The 13,756-nt window shown below is 66.3% G+C and carries 14 protein-coding genes; 8 read left to right on the top strand and 6 right to left on the bottom strand.

The genetic code is table 11. From position 1 onward, the window contains the following. Positions 1 to 14 precede the first annotated feature (14 nt). From KHY18_RS27280 to KHY18_RS17580, 3 genes are read right to left on the bottom strand one after another with little or no spacing between them, the layout of a single operon-like run. Positions 15 to 593: a hypothetical protein gene (locus KHY18_RS27280; RefSeq protein ID WP_213302705.1), complete on the bottom strand. Its 579-nt coding sequence runs from the start codon at positions 591 to 593 to the stop codon at positions 15 to 17. Then, positions 593 to 1,027 carry a DNA polymerase III subunit chi gene (locus tag KHY18_RS17585; protein ID WP_213302702.1) on the bottom strand — a complete coding sequence of 145 codons (435 nt, stop codon included), beginning with the start codon at positions 1,025 to 1,027 and terminating at the stop codon, positions 593 to 595. Before KHY18_RS17585 ends, KHY18_RS27280 begins: the two co-directional genes overlap by 1 nt. 20 nt (positions 1,028 to 1,047) lie before the next feature. Continuing rightward, entirely contained in the window at positions 1,048 to 2,688 is a 1,641-nt protein-coding gene (locus KHY18_RS17580; RefSeq protein WP_213302699.1) for a leucyl aminopeptidase, read from the bottom strand. Between the two features lie 23 nt (positions 2,689 to 2,711). Here KHY18_RS17580 and lptF point away from each other — a divergent pair, with 23 nt between their 5' ends. The 5 genes from lptF to KHY18_RS17555 all read left to right on the top strand — a co-directional run bounded on the left by lptF (position 2,712) and on the right by KHY18_RS17555 (position 7,566). Further along, positions 2,712 to 3,815, top strand: coding sequence for an LPS export ABC transporter permease LptF (gene lptF, locus KHY18_RS17575; RefSeq protein WP_213302696.1), 1,104 nt, complete (start codon positions 2,712 to 2,714; stop codon positions 3,813 to 3,815). Beyond that, a complete protein-coding gene (gene lptG, locus KHY18_RS17570) occupies positions 3,812 to 4,918 on the top strand; it encodes an LPS export ABC transporter permease LptG (protein ID WP_213302693.1) in 1,107 nt (368 codons plus the stop codon). Before lptF ends, lptG begins: the two co-directional genes overlap by 4 nt. Then, positions 4,915 to 5,298 (top strand): CbiX/SirB N-terminal domain-containing protein, encoded by a 384-nt coding sequence (locus KHY18_RS17565; RefSeq protein WP_213302690.1) that lies wholly within the window; start codon positions 4,915 to 4,917, stop codon positions 5,296 to 5,298. The genes lptG and KHY18_RS17565 overlap by 4 nt, the downstream gene beginning before the upstream one ends. An 87-nt stretch (positions 5,299 to 5,385) precedes the next feature. Further along, on the top strand, positions 5,386 to 6,327 hold the full coding sequence (locus KHY18_RS17560; protein ID WP_213302685.1) for a CysB family HTH-type transcriptional regulator: 942 nt from the start codon (positions 5,386 to 5,388) through the stop codon (positions 6,325 to 6,327). 60 nt (positions 6,328 to 6,387) lie between these two features. Further along, a complete protein-coding gene (locus tag KHY18_RS17555) occupies positions 6,388 to 7,566 on the top strand; it encodes a pyridoxal phosphate-dependent aminotransferase (RefSeq protein WP_213302682.1) in 1,179 nt (392 codons plus the stop codon). A gap of 10 nt (positions 7,567 to 7,576) precedes the next feature. On the opposite strand, the gene KHY18_RS17550 is transcribed toward KHY18_RS17555, so the two are convergent. The 3 genes from KHY18_RS17550 to KHY18_RS17540 all read right to left on the bottom strand — a co-directional run bounded on the left by KHY18_RS17550 (position 7,577) and on the right by KHY18_RS17540 (position 11,468). After that, complete coding sequence (locus KHY18_RS17550; RefSeq protein WP_213302679.1) at positions 7,577 to 8,701, bottom strand: CaiB/BaiF CoA transferase family protein; 1,125 nt, start codon at positions 8,699 to 8,701, stop codon at positions 7,577 to 7,579. A gap of 11 nt (positions 8,702 to 8,712) precedes the next feature. Continuing rightward, the gene (locus KHY18_RS17545; RefSeq protein ID WP_213302676.1) at positions 8,713 to 9,690 is read right to left on the bottom strand and encodes a Bug family tripartite tricarboxylate transporter substrate binding protein; all 978 of its coding nucleotides are present in this window, start codon (positions 9,688 to 9,690) and stop codon (positions 8,713 to 8,715) included. Between the two features lie 62 nt (positions 9,691 to 9,752). Further along, a complete protein-coding gene (locus KHY18_RS17540; protein ID WP_213302748.1) occupies positions 9,753 to 11,468 on the bottom strand; it encodes an acyl-CoA dehydrogenase family protein in 1,716 nt (571 codons plus the stop codon). A gap of 132 nt (positions 11,469 to 11,600) precedes the next feature. Between KHY18_RS17540 and KHY18_RS17535 the strand changes: the two genes are divergently transcribed. From KHY18_RS17535 to KHY18_RS17525, 3 genes are all read left to right on the top strand, one after another. After that, the gene (locus tag KHY18_RS17535) at positions 11,601 to 12,506 is read left to right on the top strand and encodes a LysR family transcriptional regulator (RefSeq protein ID WP_213302673.1); all 906 of its coding nucleotides are present in this window, start codon (positions 11,601 to 11,603) and stop codon (positions 12,504 to 12,506) included. A 131-nt stretch (positions 12,507 to 12,637) separates the two neighbouring features. Further along, positions 12,638 to 13,081, top strand: a complete 444-nt coding sequence (locus tag KHY18_RS17530) for a DUF2753 family protein (RefSeq protein ID WP_213302670.1) — start codon at positions 12,638 to 12,640, stop codon at positions 13,079 to 13,081. 45 nt (positions 13,082 to 13,126) lie between these two features. Next, positions 13,127 to 13,753, top strand: a complete 627-nt coding sequence (locus KHY18_RS17525) for a superoxide dismutase (RefSeq protein WP_213302667.1) — start codon at positions 13,127 to 13,129, stop codon at positions 13,751 to 13,753. Positions 13,754 to 13,756: the final 3 nt, after the last annotated feature.

Genomic DNA, 13,756 nt, shown 5'->3' with positions numbered 1-13,756 from the left:
CGGCCCTCATGCCTCTAGCGCGATCTGAACGCGCCCGTGCGGATCTCGGGCTCACGCTCCTGCGCGATCGCTTCCTGCACAGTCTGGCGCACCACCGATTCAAGCTCTTCCTGCAGGCGCAGCGTCACGGAACGCGTCTGCTCCTGCACCACCTGCGCAATCGACTCGCGCAGGCGCTGATCGAGCACGCGCTCCACGCGTTCGAGCAGACGCTGCACCAGCCGCTCCTCGGCCTGCATCTGGACTTGCGCCCAGGCGACGGCATCGAGCTCGGGACTGGGCTCGGGTTCCTGCTCCGCAAGGCTGGGCAGCACCGTCTCTGCAAGCGGAAAACGCGCGGCAGCGCCGGTCGCGGGAGAAGGCGAATACACCACGCGCGCAGCGGGCTGCGGCTCGGGCAGCGCGGGTTCAGGCGGGGGAGTGGGCGCAGGTGCGGGTGGCGACGCCGGCTCTTTCCACGCCACGGGCGCGGGCGCCACAGCGGGATCGGGCTGCGGCGGCGCCGCGGGTTCGGCGCTGAAAGCCGGGTCCGACACCACATCGGTCAACGTGGGCACATAGCGCGGCGGCGCCTTGGCATTGGGCAAGTCCATCACGCCCCTTTCAGCACCAAGTCATGGCGCACGATGTTCAGACCCAGACCCGCATAGTGCTTCCAGCGCACCCGGGCCTGGGCCCGGTCGTGCTCGTCATGCGCGCTCACCACCTCGACCACGCGCGCGAACGGCGCGAAGTGCGCCGGCACGCTGTCCCAGAGATTGAGCAGCAGGTCCTGGTGCGGCGCGCAGCGCTCGTCCTGGACCAGCACCACGGGCGACGCCGCGAACACCTGCGCGTCATCGCCTTCGCAGGCATGGGCCGGGAAGTCGGTCGGCGACAGCTTCCAGAGCATCTGCGACAAGGCCTGCGTCACCGCCGGAGGCCCGGTCACGACCACGCGCGCATCGTTGCGCAAGGCCTTGCGCACGAACCGGCAGACGTAAGCCAGCTTGTCGGGCGCGTTGAAATGAAAGGCGACTTCGGTCATGGTCACAGCGCTGGCGTCACTCAAAGCAGCGTATCGGTCGCGGCATCGGGCGCGCCGGCCGCGGGCGCGATCGTCTTGGCAACCGCTGCCGTGGTGTCGACCGATGCCGGCAGCTTGGCCGCCTTCGCAGGCTTGTCTGCCTTGGCGGGCTTGGCCGTTTTCACGGGCTTGTCGGCCTTCACGGCCTTGACCACCTTCGCCGCCTTGGCCGCCGCGGGAGCCGCCTTGGCGGCTTCGAGCAGGTAGTGCACCAGCAGGCCCACGGGACGGCCCGTGGAGCCCTTGGCAGCGCCGCCCTTCCAGGCCGAGCCCGCGATGTCCAGATGCGCCCAGGCCATGTCGCCCACGAAGCGCTGCAGGAACTTCGCCGCCGTGACGGCACCGCCCGCACGGCCGGCAACGTTGCCCATGTCGGCAAAATTGCTCTTGAGGCCTTCGGCGTAGTCGTCGTCCAGCGGCATGCGCCAGCACAGATCCTGGGCCTCGTCGCCCGCGTTCTGCAGCGCCTGGGCCAGTTCTTCGTTGTTCGAGAACAGGCCGCTGCGCAGCCCGCCCAGCGCGACCACGCAGGCGCCGGTGAGCGTTGCGATGTCGACCACGGCGCGCGGCTTGAAGCGCGCGACATAGGTCAGCGCGTCGCACAGCACCAGCCGGCCTTCGGCGTCGGTGTTGAGAATTTCTATGGTCTGGCCGCTCATGCTGGTGACCACATCGCCGGGCTTGACCGCGCGGCCATCGGGCATGTTCTCGCAGGCGGGAATCAGGCCCACGACGTTGATCGCGGGACGCAGTTCGGCAAGCGCACGGAACACGCCCAGCACGCTGGCCGCGCCGCCCATGTCGTACTTCATCTCGTCCATTTCAGCCGCGGGCTTGAGCGAAATGCCGCCGGTGTCGAACGTGATGCCCTTGCCCACCAGCGCCACGGGCGCATCGCCCTTGGCCGCGCCCTGGTAATGCAGCTCGATCAGGCGCAAAGGCTCTGCCGAGCCCTGGGCCACGGCGAGGAACGCGCCCATGCCGAGCTTGGCGACTTCGGCCGGGCCGTGGATCTTGCACTCGATGCCGGGCAGTTTGGCCAGCGCCTTGGCGGCGTCGGCGAGCAGCGTGGGCGTCGCGTGGTTGGCGGGGCGATTGGCCCATTCGCGCGTCAGGCCCTGGCCCAGCGCCAGCGCCACGCCGGCGTCGAATGCGGACTGCAGCGCGGCCTTGGACGGCACACCCAGCAGCACTTTTTCCAGGCTGCAAGGCTTGGCCGAGGGCTTGGTGGTGGTGAAGACATAGGTCGCATCGGCGAGCGCCTGCACGGCAGCAGTCAGCGCCGGCGCAGGGACATCAAAACTGAAGCACACTACAGCGCGCTTGAGCGCAGGAGCGCTCAAGGCCGGCCCCACGGCAGCCAGGGCCTTGCGGACTGCCTTGGCCGAGCCGTCGCCGGCTCCCACGAGCAGTACGCGGCGCGCGGCAATGGCGGGCAGATGGTAGAGCGACAATGATTTGCCGGCCTCGGTCTGCAGATCGCCATTCTTGAGGGCCAGGGCCACAAGCGAGGACAGGGGGTCGGACGCAGCGGGCGTGGGCTCGGCAACGAGCAGCACCAGCAGGTCACATTTTTCGTTGGCGGCAGCCGCAATGGTCAGTGCCTTGAGATCAAAGTTCATAATCGGCGTTTTCCTTTCAGCCAATGTTATTCGATTCATCCATACGCAAAGAGCTGGCCCGCAGCTTTGGCGCCACCTTGGTGGTGTTGGTCACGGTCGTCATGACCATGATGCTGATTCGCACGTTGGGCCAGGCATCCCGCGGCAATGTCAATCCCTCTGACGTGATCATGGTCATGGGCTTCACGGTATTGGGCCAGTTGCCCACTATTTTGGGGCTGAGCCTGTTCGTGTCCGTCGTGGGGTCTCTGTCACGCATGTACCGGGACAGCGAAATGGTCATCTGGTTCGCGAGCGGTCGCGGGCTGGTGTCGTTTCTGCCACCGCTGCTGCGCTTTGCCTGGCCGGTCGTGGCCGTGATCGCCGTGCTCGCCACGCTGGTCTGGCCCTGGTCCAACCAGCAGGTGCAGCAACTCAAATCGCAATACTCGCAGCGCAGCGACATCGACCGCATCGCTCCGGGTGAATTCCAGGAATCGTCCGACGGCTCGCGCGTGTTCTTCATCGACAAGGACACGCCGGGCGCCGACGCCGCGAGCAATGTGTTCATCGTCACCAACGAGCCGCATGCGGAGTCCGTGACCTCGGCACGCAGCGCGCGCCTGGTGGTCGAAAACGGCCAGCGCACGGTCATCCTGAGCGACGGTCAGCGCGTGGAGACGCAGACCAATGCGCCGGGCGTGAAGATCAGCGAATTCAAGGAATACGGCCTGCAGCTGGGCGAGGGCACGTCGAGCGCCGAAGAAGACGCATCGGCGCGCAGCCAGTACACGCACGCGCTGTGGAGCAGCGCATTGCCGGCCTACCAGGCCGAAATGGGCTGGCGCCTGGGCCTGCCGCTGGCGGCGCTCAACTTCATCGTGCTGGGCCTGGCCGTGGCCAGCGTGAACCCGCGCGCGGGCAGCAGCTCCAGCCTGATGATTGCGCTGTTTGCGTTCATCGTTTACTACAACCTCATGACCCTGGGGCAGAGCTGGGTCGGCGCCGGCCGCATCAGCGCGCTGGGCTTTCTGGCGCTGCTGCACGGCGGCACGCTGCTGTGCGCCCTGGGCGTGCTGCTCGCGCGCCACCACCGCTGGTCCATACGCTCGCTGTGGCCCGCCCGACGCAAGGAATCCGTGCAATGAAAGTCTTGCGCAGACTCATTTACCGCGATGCGCTGTCCGCCGTCGCCTTCGTGACCCTGGCTTTTCTGGGCCTGTTTTTCTTCTTCGATCTGATCGACGAACTGCGCTGGGTCGGCCGCACCGGCGGCGACCTGTACAAGCCTTCGCATGCGCTGGTGTTCGTGCTGCTGAGCCTGCCCAGCCACCTTTACGAACTGCTGCCCATCACCGTGCTGATCGGCACGATCTTCGTCATGGCGCGGCTGGCGCAAAGCTCCGAGTTCACCATCATGCGCACCAGCGGCATGGGCCCCTGGATGGCGTTGCGCACGCTGCTGGTGCTGGGACTGGGCTTCGTGGTGCTGACGTTTGCCGTCGGCGACTACATCGCGCCCGCGGCCGAACGCCTGGCGCAGACCGTCAAGGCCGCCCAGTTGGGAAAATTGTCGACTGGAGCCACCGGCGCCTGGCTCAAGGAACGCCAGGGCGATCATTCGTTCGCGGTCAACGTCAATGCGCTGAGCAACGATGGCGAGCTGCTGGGCGTGCGTATTTTCGAGTTCGACGCCCAGGGCCATATGGCGTCGCAAACGCGCGCCGAGGCCGCGGCGGTGAGCGCCAAGGACGATACCTGGGAATTGCGCAAAGTGACGCGCAGCACCTATGTCGTCGAAGCCGGCCAGGCCAGGCTAGACCGCGTGCGCGAAGACTCGCTGAGCTGGCCCACGCGCATCAGCGCGGAAATGGTCGCGGCTTCGCTGCTCAAGCCCGACCGCATGGCGACGCTCGATCTGTTCCAGTACATCCGCCACCTCGAATCCAACGGCCAGTCGGCGCAGCGCTATGAAATCGAGTTCTGGCGCAAGGTTTTCTATCCCCTGAGCTGCCTGGTGATGGTGGTGCTGGCCCTGCCCTTCGCCTACCTGCATTTCCGCTCGGGCGGCATCGCGGGCTATGTGTTCGGCGGCGTGATGGCCGGCATCAGCTTCTTCCTGCTGAACAACGTGTTCGGCTACGCGGGCAACCTGCAGAACTGGTCGCCCTGGCTCACGGCCGCGGCGCCGGGCTTCATCTACAGCCTGCTGTCGCTCGGGGCCTTCAGCTGGCTGGTACTGAGGCGATGACCATGACAACAGAAAACTCCCCCTCTTTCGGCGTGATCCTGCTGGGCCATGGCTCGCGCGATCCGCTGTGGCGCGCGCCCATCGAAGCCGTGCAGGCGCGCGTGCAGCGCGCCCAGCCGCAGTCGCCCTGCTGCTGCGCCTACCTGGAACTCACCGAGCCCAGCCTGGCACAGGCCGCCGATCAACTGATCGCCCGGGGCGTGCGCCAGCTGCGCATCACGCCCATGTTCCTGGGCACGGGCAAGCATGCGCGCGAAGATATACCGCGGCTGGTGGCCGAGCTGCAGGCACGCCATCCGGGCGTGCAGGTCGAAGTGCAGGCTTCGGTAGGCGAAGATCCGCGGGTCACGGCCCTGCTCGCGCAGATCGCCACCGAATAACGCGCGGAACAAGCACAAGGCCGCAAATTCGCCGGCTTTTGTTAGACAAATGCGTCATAATGATGGAAGCTCTTAGCAGAAATCATTATGAACCTGCATCAATTCCGCTTCGTTCAAGAAGCCGCGCGCCGCAATCTCAACCTCACCGAGGCAGCGAAGGCGTTGCACACCTCGCAGCCCGGGGTCTCCAAAGCCATCATCGAGCTGGAGGAAGAGCTGGGCGTCGATATTTTCGCGCGCCATGGCAAACGCCTCAAGCGCATCACCGAGCCGGGCCAGCATGTGCTGCAAAGCATAGAACTCATCATGCGCGAAGTGGGCAACCTCAAGCGCATCGGTGAACAGTTCAGCGCCCAGGACAGCGGCACGCTGAGCATCGCCACGACCCACACGCAGGCGCGCTATGTGCTGCCGCCGTCGGTCGCCAAGCTGCGCGAGATCTACCCCAAGGTGCACATCAGCCTGCACCAGGCGACGCCCGCCGAAGTCGCGCGCATGGTGATCGACGAAATCGCCGAAATCGGCATGGCGACCGAATCGCTGGCCGATTACCCCGAACTCGTGACCCTGCCCTGCTACGAATGGCAGCATGTGCTGGTCGTTCCACCCAATCATCCGCTGGCGCAGAAGGAGCGCATTTCGCTCGACGACATCGCGCACGAATCGCTGATCACCTATCACCCTTCGTTCACCGGCCGCGGCAAGATCGACCAGGCGTTCGCCACGCGCCGCATGCAGCCGCGTGTGGTGCTCGAAGCCATAGACTCCGACGTGATCAAGACCTATGTGCGCCTGGGCCTGGGCATTGGCATCGTGGCCGAGATGGCGATGCGCGACGACCCGGCCGGCGACCTCGTGGTGCGCCCCATGGGCCACCTGTTCGGCCAGAATGTCGCACGTGTCGCGTTCAAGCGCGGTGCCTACATGCGCAACTTCGTCTACAAGTTCGCCGAACTGCTCAGCGACCGTTTGAGCCGCGACCTCGTGGTGCGCGCGATGAACGGCCATGTGGCCGACTACGAGCTGTAAACACCCCCCGATCGACCAGCGCACCGGCCCGCGGTGCCTTCATGTTTTTCCTGCTGCACCATGACTTCTACCCCTGCTGCATCCGCACCCCGTACGCCCCTTTTCGCCAGCAAGCTGCCCGCCGTGGGCACCACGATCTTCAGCGTGATGTCGGCCCTGGCCGCCGAGCACCAGGCCGTGAACCTGGGCCAGGGCTTTCCCGACTTCGCCTGCGACCCGGCGCTGATCGACGCCGTGGACCAGGCCATGCGCGCCGGCCACAACCAGTACCCGCCCATGCCCGGCGTGCCCGCGCTGCGCCAGGCGGTGTCGACCAAGATTGCGGCGCTGCACGGGCGCGTCTACCACCCCGACAGCGAGATCACCATCACCGCGGGCGCGACGCAAGGCATTCTCACGGCCATCCTGGCCTGCGTGCACCCCGGCGATGAAGTCATCGTTCTGGACCCCTGCTACGACAGCTACATTCCCAACATCGCGCTGGCCGGCGGCGTCGCGGTGCGCGTGCCGCTCACGCCGCGCACCTTCCGCCCCGACTTCGCGAAGATCGCGGCCGCGATCACGCCGCGCACCCGGCTGCTGATCATCAACACGCCGCACAACCCCAGCGCCACGGTATGGACCGCCCAGGAGATGCGCACGCTCGAGGAATTGCTCGCGCCCACCGACGTGCTGCTGATCAGCGACGAAGTCTACGAACACATGGTGTTCGACGGCGCCGAGCACCAGAGCGCGGCGCGCTTTCCCGGCCTGGCCGCGCGCGCATTCATCAATTCGAGCTTCGGCAAGACTTTTCACGTGACCGGCTGGAAGGTCGGCAGCGTCGCGGCGCCCGCGGCATTGATGGCCGAGTTCCGCAAGGTCCACCAGTTCAACGTGTTCACCGTGAACACGCCCATGCAGCATGGCCTGGCCAGCTACCTGGCCGAGCCCGCGCGCTACCAGGGCCTGCCCGCGTTCTACCAGGCCAAGCGCGACCTGTTCCGCGCCGGCCTGGCCGACTCGCGCCTGAAGCTGCTCCCCTGCACCGGCAGCTTCTTCCAGTGCGTGGACATTTCGGCCGTGAGCGATCTGAGCGAAGCCGATTTCTGCCAGTGGCTGGTGCGCGAAATCGGCGTGGCGGCGATTCCACTGTCGGCGTTCTATGGCGACGGCTTCGACCAGCGCGTGGTGCGCTTTTGCTTCGCCAAGGAAGACGCGACGCTGCACGCCGCGCTCGCGCGCCTGCGCAAGCTCTGAGCCGGCGACGTCAATCGAACTGATCGCCCGCTGTCAGCGGCGCATGGCGGTAGGTCGCGGGCGTGCGCGACAGCTTGATCGGCGAGCCCACGCCCTGGTAGCCCGGCATCTGCACGCGCAGGCCGCGGTGCAGCGTATGCGGGTGCTCCAGCGCCGCGTCCACGGCCTGTACCGGCGCGGCCGGCACGCCGATTTCCATGAGTTCCGTGGCCAGCGCGCTGCCGTCGAAGGCGGCCAGCGCCTGCTCGAGCAAGGGCTTGAGCGCCTCGCGGTGCACCGAGCGCTGACCGGCCGTGGCAAAGCGCGCGTCCTGCACCAATTGCGCACAGCCTATGTGCTCGCACAGCAGCTTGAACTGCCGGTCGTTGCCCACGGCAAAGAACACCGGAATGGTGGCCGTCTGCAGCACGTCGTAAGGCGCGATGTTGGGGTGGGCATTGCCCGAACGTTGGGGCGTCTTGCCGTCCATGAACCAGTTGGCCGCATGCGGGTGCAGCAGCGAGATGCCGCTGTCGTAGAGCGCGGCGTCCACCAGCTGGCCCAGGCCGCTGCGCTGGCGCTCGTGCAAGGCCAGCATCACGCCTATCACCGCATTCATTCCCGTGACCATGTCGACGACCGGCAGACCCACGCGCAAGGGGCCGCCATCGCGCTCGCCGTTGACGCTCATCAGACCGGTCATCGCCTGGATCGCCGCGTCATAGCCGGGCCAGGCGCCCAGCGGGCCGTCCGCGCCGAAGCCGCTGACACGGCACCAGACCAGCCGCGGAAAGCGCGCCTGCAGCTGCGCAAAGCCTATGCCCCACTTCTCCATCGTGCCGATCTTGAAGTTCTCGATCAGCACATCGGCCTGGGCCATCAGCGCCAGCACCTTTTCCTGGCCCTGGGCCGAACCCAGATCGAGGAACTGGATGCGCTTGTTGCGGTTCAGGCCGTGGTAGTACGACGCCACGCCGTCCTGAAACGGCGGGCCCCAGGCACGCGTGTCGTCGCCGCCCGGCGGCTCGACCTTGAGCACATCCGCGCCATGGTCGCCCAGAATCTGCCCGCACAGCGGGCCGCCCAGAACGCGCGAGAGATCAAGTACGCGTATGCCCTGAAGCGCGCCGGAGCGCGCGGCTTGTGTCGTGTCCATGGTATCGGCCTTCAATCGAGTTTCGCGCCCGAGGCATCGACCACGGTCTTCCACTTGGCTGTTTCCGCCTTGATGAAGCGCGTGAGGCCTTCGGGCGTGTGATCGGCCGCCGATTCCAGGCCCTGGGCCGCAAAGCTCGCGCGCACTTTTTCCTTTTGCAGCGCCTGAATGAAAGCGCTGTTGAGTTTCGCGATGCGATCGGCCGGCGTGCCCGCGGGCGCGACCACGCCGAAGAACACGCTCACGTCATAGCCCGGCAGGCCTTGCTCGGCGATGGACGCGATCTCGGGCATGGCCTGCGAACGCTTTTCGGTCGCCACGCCGATGGCCTTGAGCCGACCGGCCTTGATATAGGGCATGGCCGTGAGGATGTCGGTGAAACTCATCTGCACCTGGCCCGCAAGCAGGTCGTTGAGCGCCGGCCCCGTGCCTTTGTAGGGCACATGCTGCAGCGTGGTGCCGGCCATCTTGTTGAACAGCACGCCCGCGAGATGCGACGACGCGCCATTGCCCGACGACGCGTAGTTGAGGCTCTGCGGTTTCGCCTTGTCGAGCGCGATCAGCTCCTTGAGATTGCCGGCCTTGACATTGGCGTTGACCACGAGAATGTTGGGCAGGTAGCCCACATGGATGACGGGCGCGAAGCTGGTCACGGGATCGTAGGAGATCTTGCTGTACAGGCTCTTGTTGATGGCCAGCGGGCCCGACGTGCCGAACATGATGGTGTAGCCATCGGGCTTGGCGCGCGCCACGCCGTCGGCGCCTATGTTGCCGCCCGCGCCGGCCTTGTTTTCGACGACCACGCTCTGGCCGATCTCTTCGGTCAGCGCCGCGGCCAGCGTGCGCGCCATCGCGTCCGTGGGGCCACCGGGCGGAAACGGCACGACGAAGTTGATAGGCTTGGACGGGAAGACCTCCCCTTGCGCCAGCGCGGGTGTGGCGGCCGTGCAGGCCAGGGCACAGGCCAGCAGGAATCTACGTTTGGTCATTGTCTGTCTCCATTTTTTGTATTGATGTCGTCATGGCGCGCGGTTCGCGCTGCGCCCAAACCTCATGCAGGCTGCAGCCAGGCTTGCGGAATTTCCATCTCCTGCAGCGGATCGCGCGGCAGCACGCGGTGCACCAGCACCAGTTGCGCCCAGCGCAGGCGTTCGGCACTGCGGATCTGGCTCGCCTCCCAGGCCATGGCGATGGCCGTGAAGCTGTTGTAGAGCGCCGAGGCCGCGGTGCGCGCCAGGCGTTCGCCGTCGGCGTTGGCATCTACCGCCGCCGCGGCGAACGCGCCAGCGCGGTCGAAGGCTCCCTGCAGCGCCTGCTTGAACGCGGGCGCGGCCTGGGTCTGCGCGAGCAGCTGCGCCGCGTGGGCCTGCAAGGCCGTCAGCGCGTCTTCGCGGCGTATCGCGCGCAACACGTCGAGCGCCACGATGTTGCTCGTGCCTTCCCAGATCGAGCCCAGGTGGGCGTCGCGCACCAGGCGCGGATCGCTCCATTCCTCGATATAGCCGCAGCCGCCGCGCACTTCCATGGCGTCGCCCGTGACCATGCGCGCGTCGCGGCAGGCGCGGAACTTGATCAGCGGCGTGAGAATGCGCAGCAGCGCGTAGCCGCCCGCCTCGCCCGCGTCCGAGCGCTGCAGCGCCCGCGCGGTCTGCAGCACCATGGTGCGCGCCTGCTCGCTGCGGATGCGCAGCTTGTCGAGCTGGCGGCGCATCAGCGGCATGTCCTGCAAGGCCTTGCCGAAGGCATGGCGCTGCTGGGCGATGTACTCGGCTTCGGCGACCGCGCGGCGCATCATGCCGGCCGCGCGCACGCCGTTCGACAGCCGCGAGTTGTTCACCATGTCGGCCATCTGGGCGAAGCCCCGGCCCTGCTCGCCCACCAGATACGCCACGGCGCCATCGATGCGGATCTCGCCGCTGGCCATGGAGCGCGTGCCCAGCTTTTCCTTGAGCCGGATGATGCGGTAGTGGTTGCTGCTGCCGTCGTCGAGCGTGCGCGGCAGCAGGAACAGCGATACGCCTTTCATGCCGGCCGGGTCGCCCTCGACGCGCGCCAGCACCATTGCAAAAGCCGCGTCGGGATTGGAGCAGAACCATTTGTCGCCGGTCAGGCGCCAGGAGCCGTCGGCATGCTTTGCGGCCAGCGTCTGGGTATTGGCGATGTCGGAGCCGGCCGCCTGTTCGGTCATGAACATCGCGCCCTGGGCCTGATCGGCGAAATCGGTGGCCGTGAGCTGGGCCCAGTACTTGCCGACCAGTTCGGGCGCGCCGAACTTGCGCAGCGTGCGCGTCAGCGAATCGGTCATAGACAGCGGACAGCACAGGCCGAACTCGGCCTGCACGAACAGATAGGTCAGCGCGTACTTGGCCAGCGGCGGCAGCTTGCCGGCCCAGCCCAGCACGCCTTCGCGGTGCGACATGATGGCCAGGCCGAAGTCGCCATAGGCCACACGTTCCATTTCCACATAGGCCGGGTGCTTGTCGATACGTTGCACGTCCCGTCCGCTGCGCGTGCGGTGGGCCAGCGTCGGCGGATTCTTGTCGGCGAGCAGCGCCAGCTCGTCGAGGCGCCCGCCCGCGAGTTCGCCCATGCGCGTGAGATAGGGCTGCAGGTGGGCGTCGATTTCCTCAGGCAGGTACAGCTGCAACAGGGGCGCGAACTGCGCGTCGGTGGTGTACAGGTTGCTGCCATGGCGGTCCGGCACCGGATGGGGGGCGCTCGCGTCAGCGGGATTTGTGCGGGGCTCATGTCTCTTTGTCTCCTGGATGGCAGCGCGGCCAACGGGCTCGCATGGGACAAATTCTGGGAAGGAAGCCTATTCGCGTCAAATATTATTAATGAATTGATCTATATTCTGTAAATATCAATCAGTGCTTTCATACCGGCGCTTGAGCATCCCATGATCCACCTCGAAACCCGCCAGTTGCAGTACTTCGTGGTGCTGGCCGAAGAGCTGCATTTCAGCCGCGCGGCCGAGCGCCTGTGCATTTCGCAGCCGCCGCTGAGCATCGCCATCAAGCAGCTCGAAAGCGCGCTCGACGCCCAGCTGTTCGAGCGCAACAGCCGCGGCGTGCGCCTGACCCATGCGGGCCAGCACCTGCTGCTGCAGGCGCGCGATATCCTCGAACGCACACGCCGCGCCGCCGTCGACACGCGCGCCGTGGCGCACGGCATGGCCGGCAGCCTGCGCCTGGGCTTTGTCGGCTCCAGCATGTACCGCGGCCTGCCCGAGGCGCTGGAACGCATGCGCGCCCAGTACCCCGATGTGCGCGTGGACCTGCATGAACTCAACAGCATCGACCAGGTCGCGGCGCTGCAAAGCGGCAAGATCGATCTGGGGCTGATGCACACCATGGCGCCGCCGCTGGGCATGAGCGCGCAGACCATCGCCAGCGAGCCCTTCATCGCCTGCCTTCCCGCCAGCCACCCATTGGCGAGCCAGGCAAAGATCTCCATCGCCCAACTGGCCAACGAACGCCTGATCCTGTTTTCCGAAGCCGTCTCGCCCGACTACTTTCGCGTGATACGCAGCATGTGCCAGAAGGCCGGTTTCGATCCCGAGCTGCGGCATGAAGTGCGCCACTGGCTGTCCGTGCTGTCGCTGGTGAGCACCGGCCAGGGCGTGTCGCTGGTGCCCGCATGCCTGCAGCGCGCGGGCATGCAGGGCCTGGCGTTCAAGCCGATCGCGCGCAAGACGCCGCTGTCGGTGCTGCAGGCCATGTGGAGCCCATCGCCTGCGCACCCGCTGGTGCCGATATTGCTGGGCCACTTCCAATCGGCGGTGAAAAAGCAGTTGCACGCCTAGGGCGGCGAACATGAAAACCGCCGATGTCAATGTCGGTCAAATGGGCTTTACTTCAGGAATGATTCTCATTTAATATCTGCAGGATGAATGAAAGACTTCTGCCAGCAAGCCTTTCCCCCGCCGATCCCATCGTGCCTTGCAATACCCCGCTGCTCGCGCAATGGAAGCAGTTCACGCGCGCCGGCGTACAGGCCAGCCGCAACCATCAGCCCATGCAAGCCACGGCCCTGCATCAGCAGGCGCTCGCCATCGCGCAGCAACTGTTTGCCGCCGATGCAGACGCCGGCACCGACGACGACCGGGTCGCGGCCTTTGTCGTGAGCCACCTCAATCTTGCCGACGCCTACCTCGCCACCGACCAAGGCGGCGCTGCGGCCGAATGCCTGTGCCGCGCGCACGACGAACTGCTGACGACACTGCAAGACGAAACCCTGCCCACATCACTGCGCATCGCCGCGAGCCGCCATCGGCGCGAAACGCATGCGGCCCTGATTCAACACCTGGCCGCGCATGGCCCCCAACTCCTGGTCAGCCAAACCCTGGCCAGTCCCATCACGCCGGCGCAGCTGCATTGACCCGGGCTGCCCTCCCAGTTTCTTCACCCCCAAAGACGGACTACGATGCCCTACACCCTGCCCAAGCTTGCCTACGCCTATGACGCGCTGGAACCCAACATCGACGCGCAGACGATGGAGATCCACTACACCAAGCACCATCAGACCTATGTGAACAACCTCAATGCCGCGCTCGAAGGCAGCGAGTACGCCGAGCTGGCGATCGACGCACTGATCGCCCAGGTCGAGTCCCTGCCCGAAGCGCTGCGCCCGGCCGTGCGCAACAACGGCGGCGGTCACGCCAACCACAGCCTGTTCTGGGAAGTCATGTCCCCCCAGGGCGGCGGCCAGCCCACGGGCGATCTGGCCCGCGCCATCGACGCCGACCTCGGCGGCCTGGACGCGTTCAAGGCAGCATTCACCAAGGCCGCGCTGAGCCGTTTCGGCAGCGGCTGGGCCTGGCTCACGGTCGACAAGGCCGGCAAGCTCGCGGTCGAAAGCAGCGCCAACCAGGACAACCCGGCCATGGTCGGCATCGGTTCCGGAAATACTGCCATCCTCGGACTGGATGTGTGGGAACATGCGTACTACCTGAAGTACCAGAACCGTCGTCCTGAGTACATCGCAGCGTTCTACAACGTCATTGACTGGGCCGAAGTCGCTCGCCGCCACGCTCAGGCACTGCAAGGCTGATCG

The sequence above is a fragment of the Acidovorax sp. CCYZU-2555 genome, assembly GCF_018413525.1.
Classification (GTDB): domain Bacteria; phylum Pseudomonadota; class Gammaproteobacteria; order Burkholderiales; family Burkholderiaceae_C; genus Comamonas.
The sequence above is the reverse complement of the archived record's forward strand: the minus strand, read 5'-3'. Positions and strand labels throughout refer to the sequence as shown.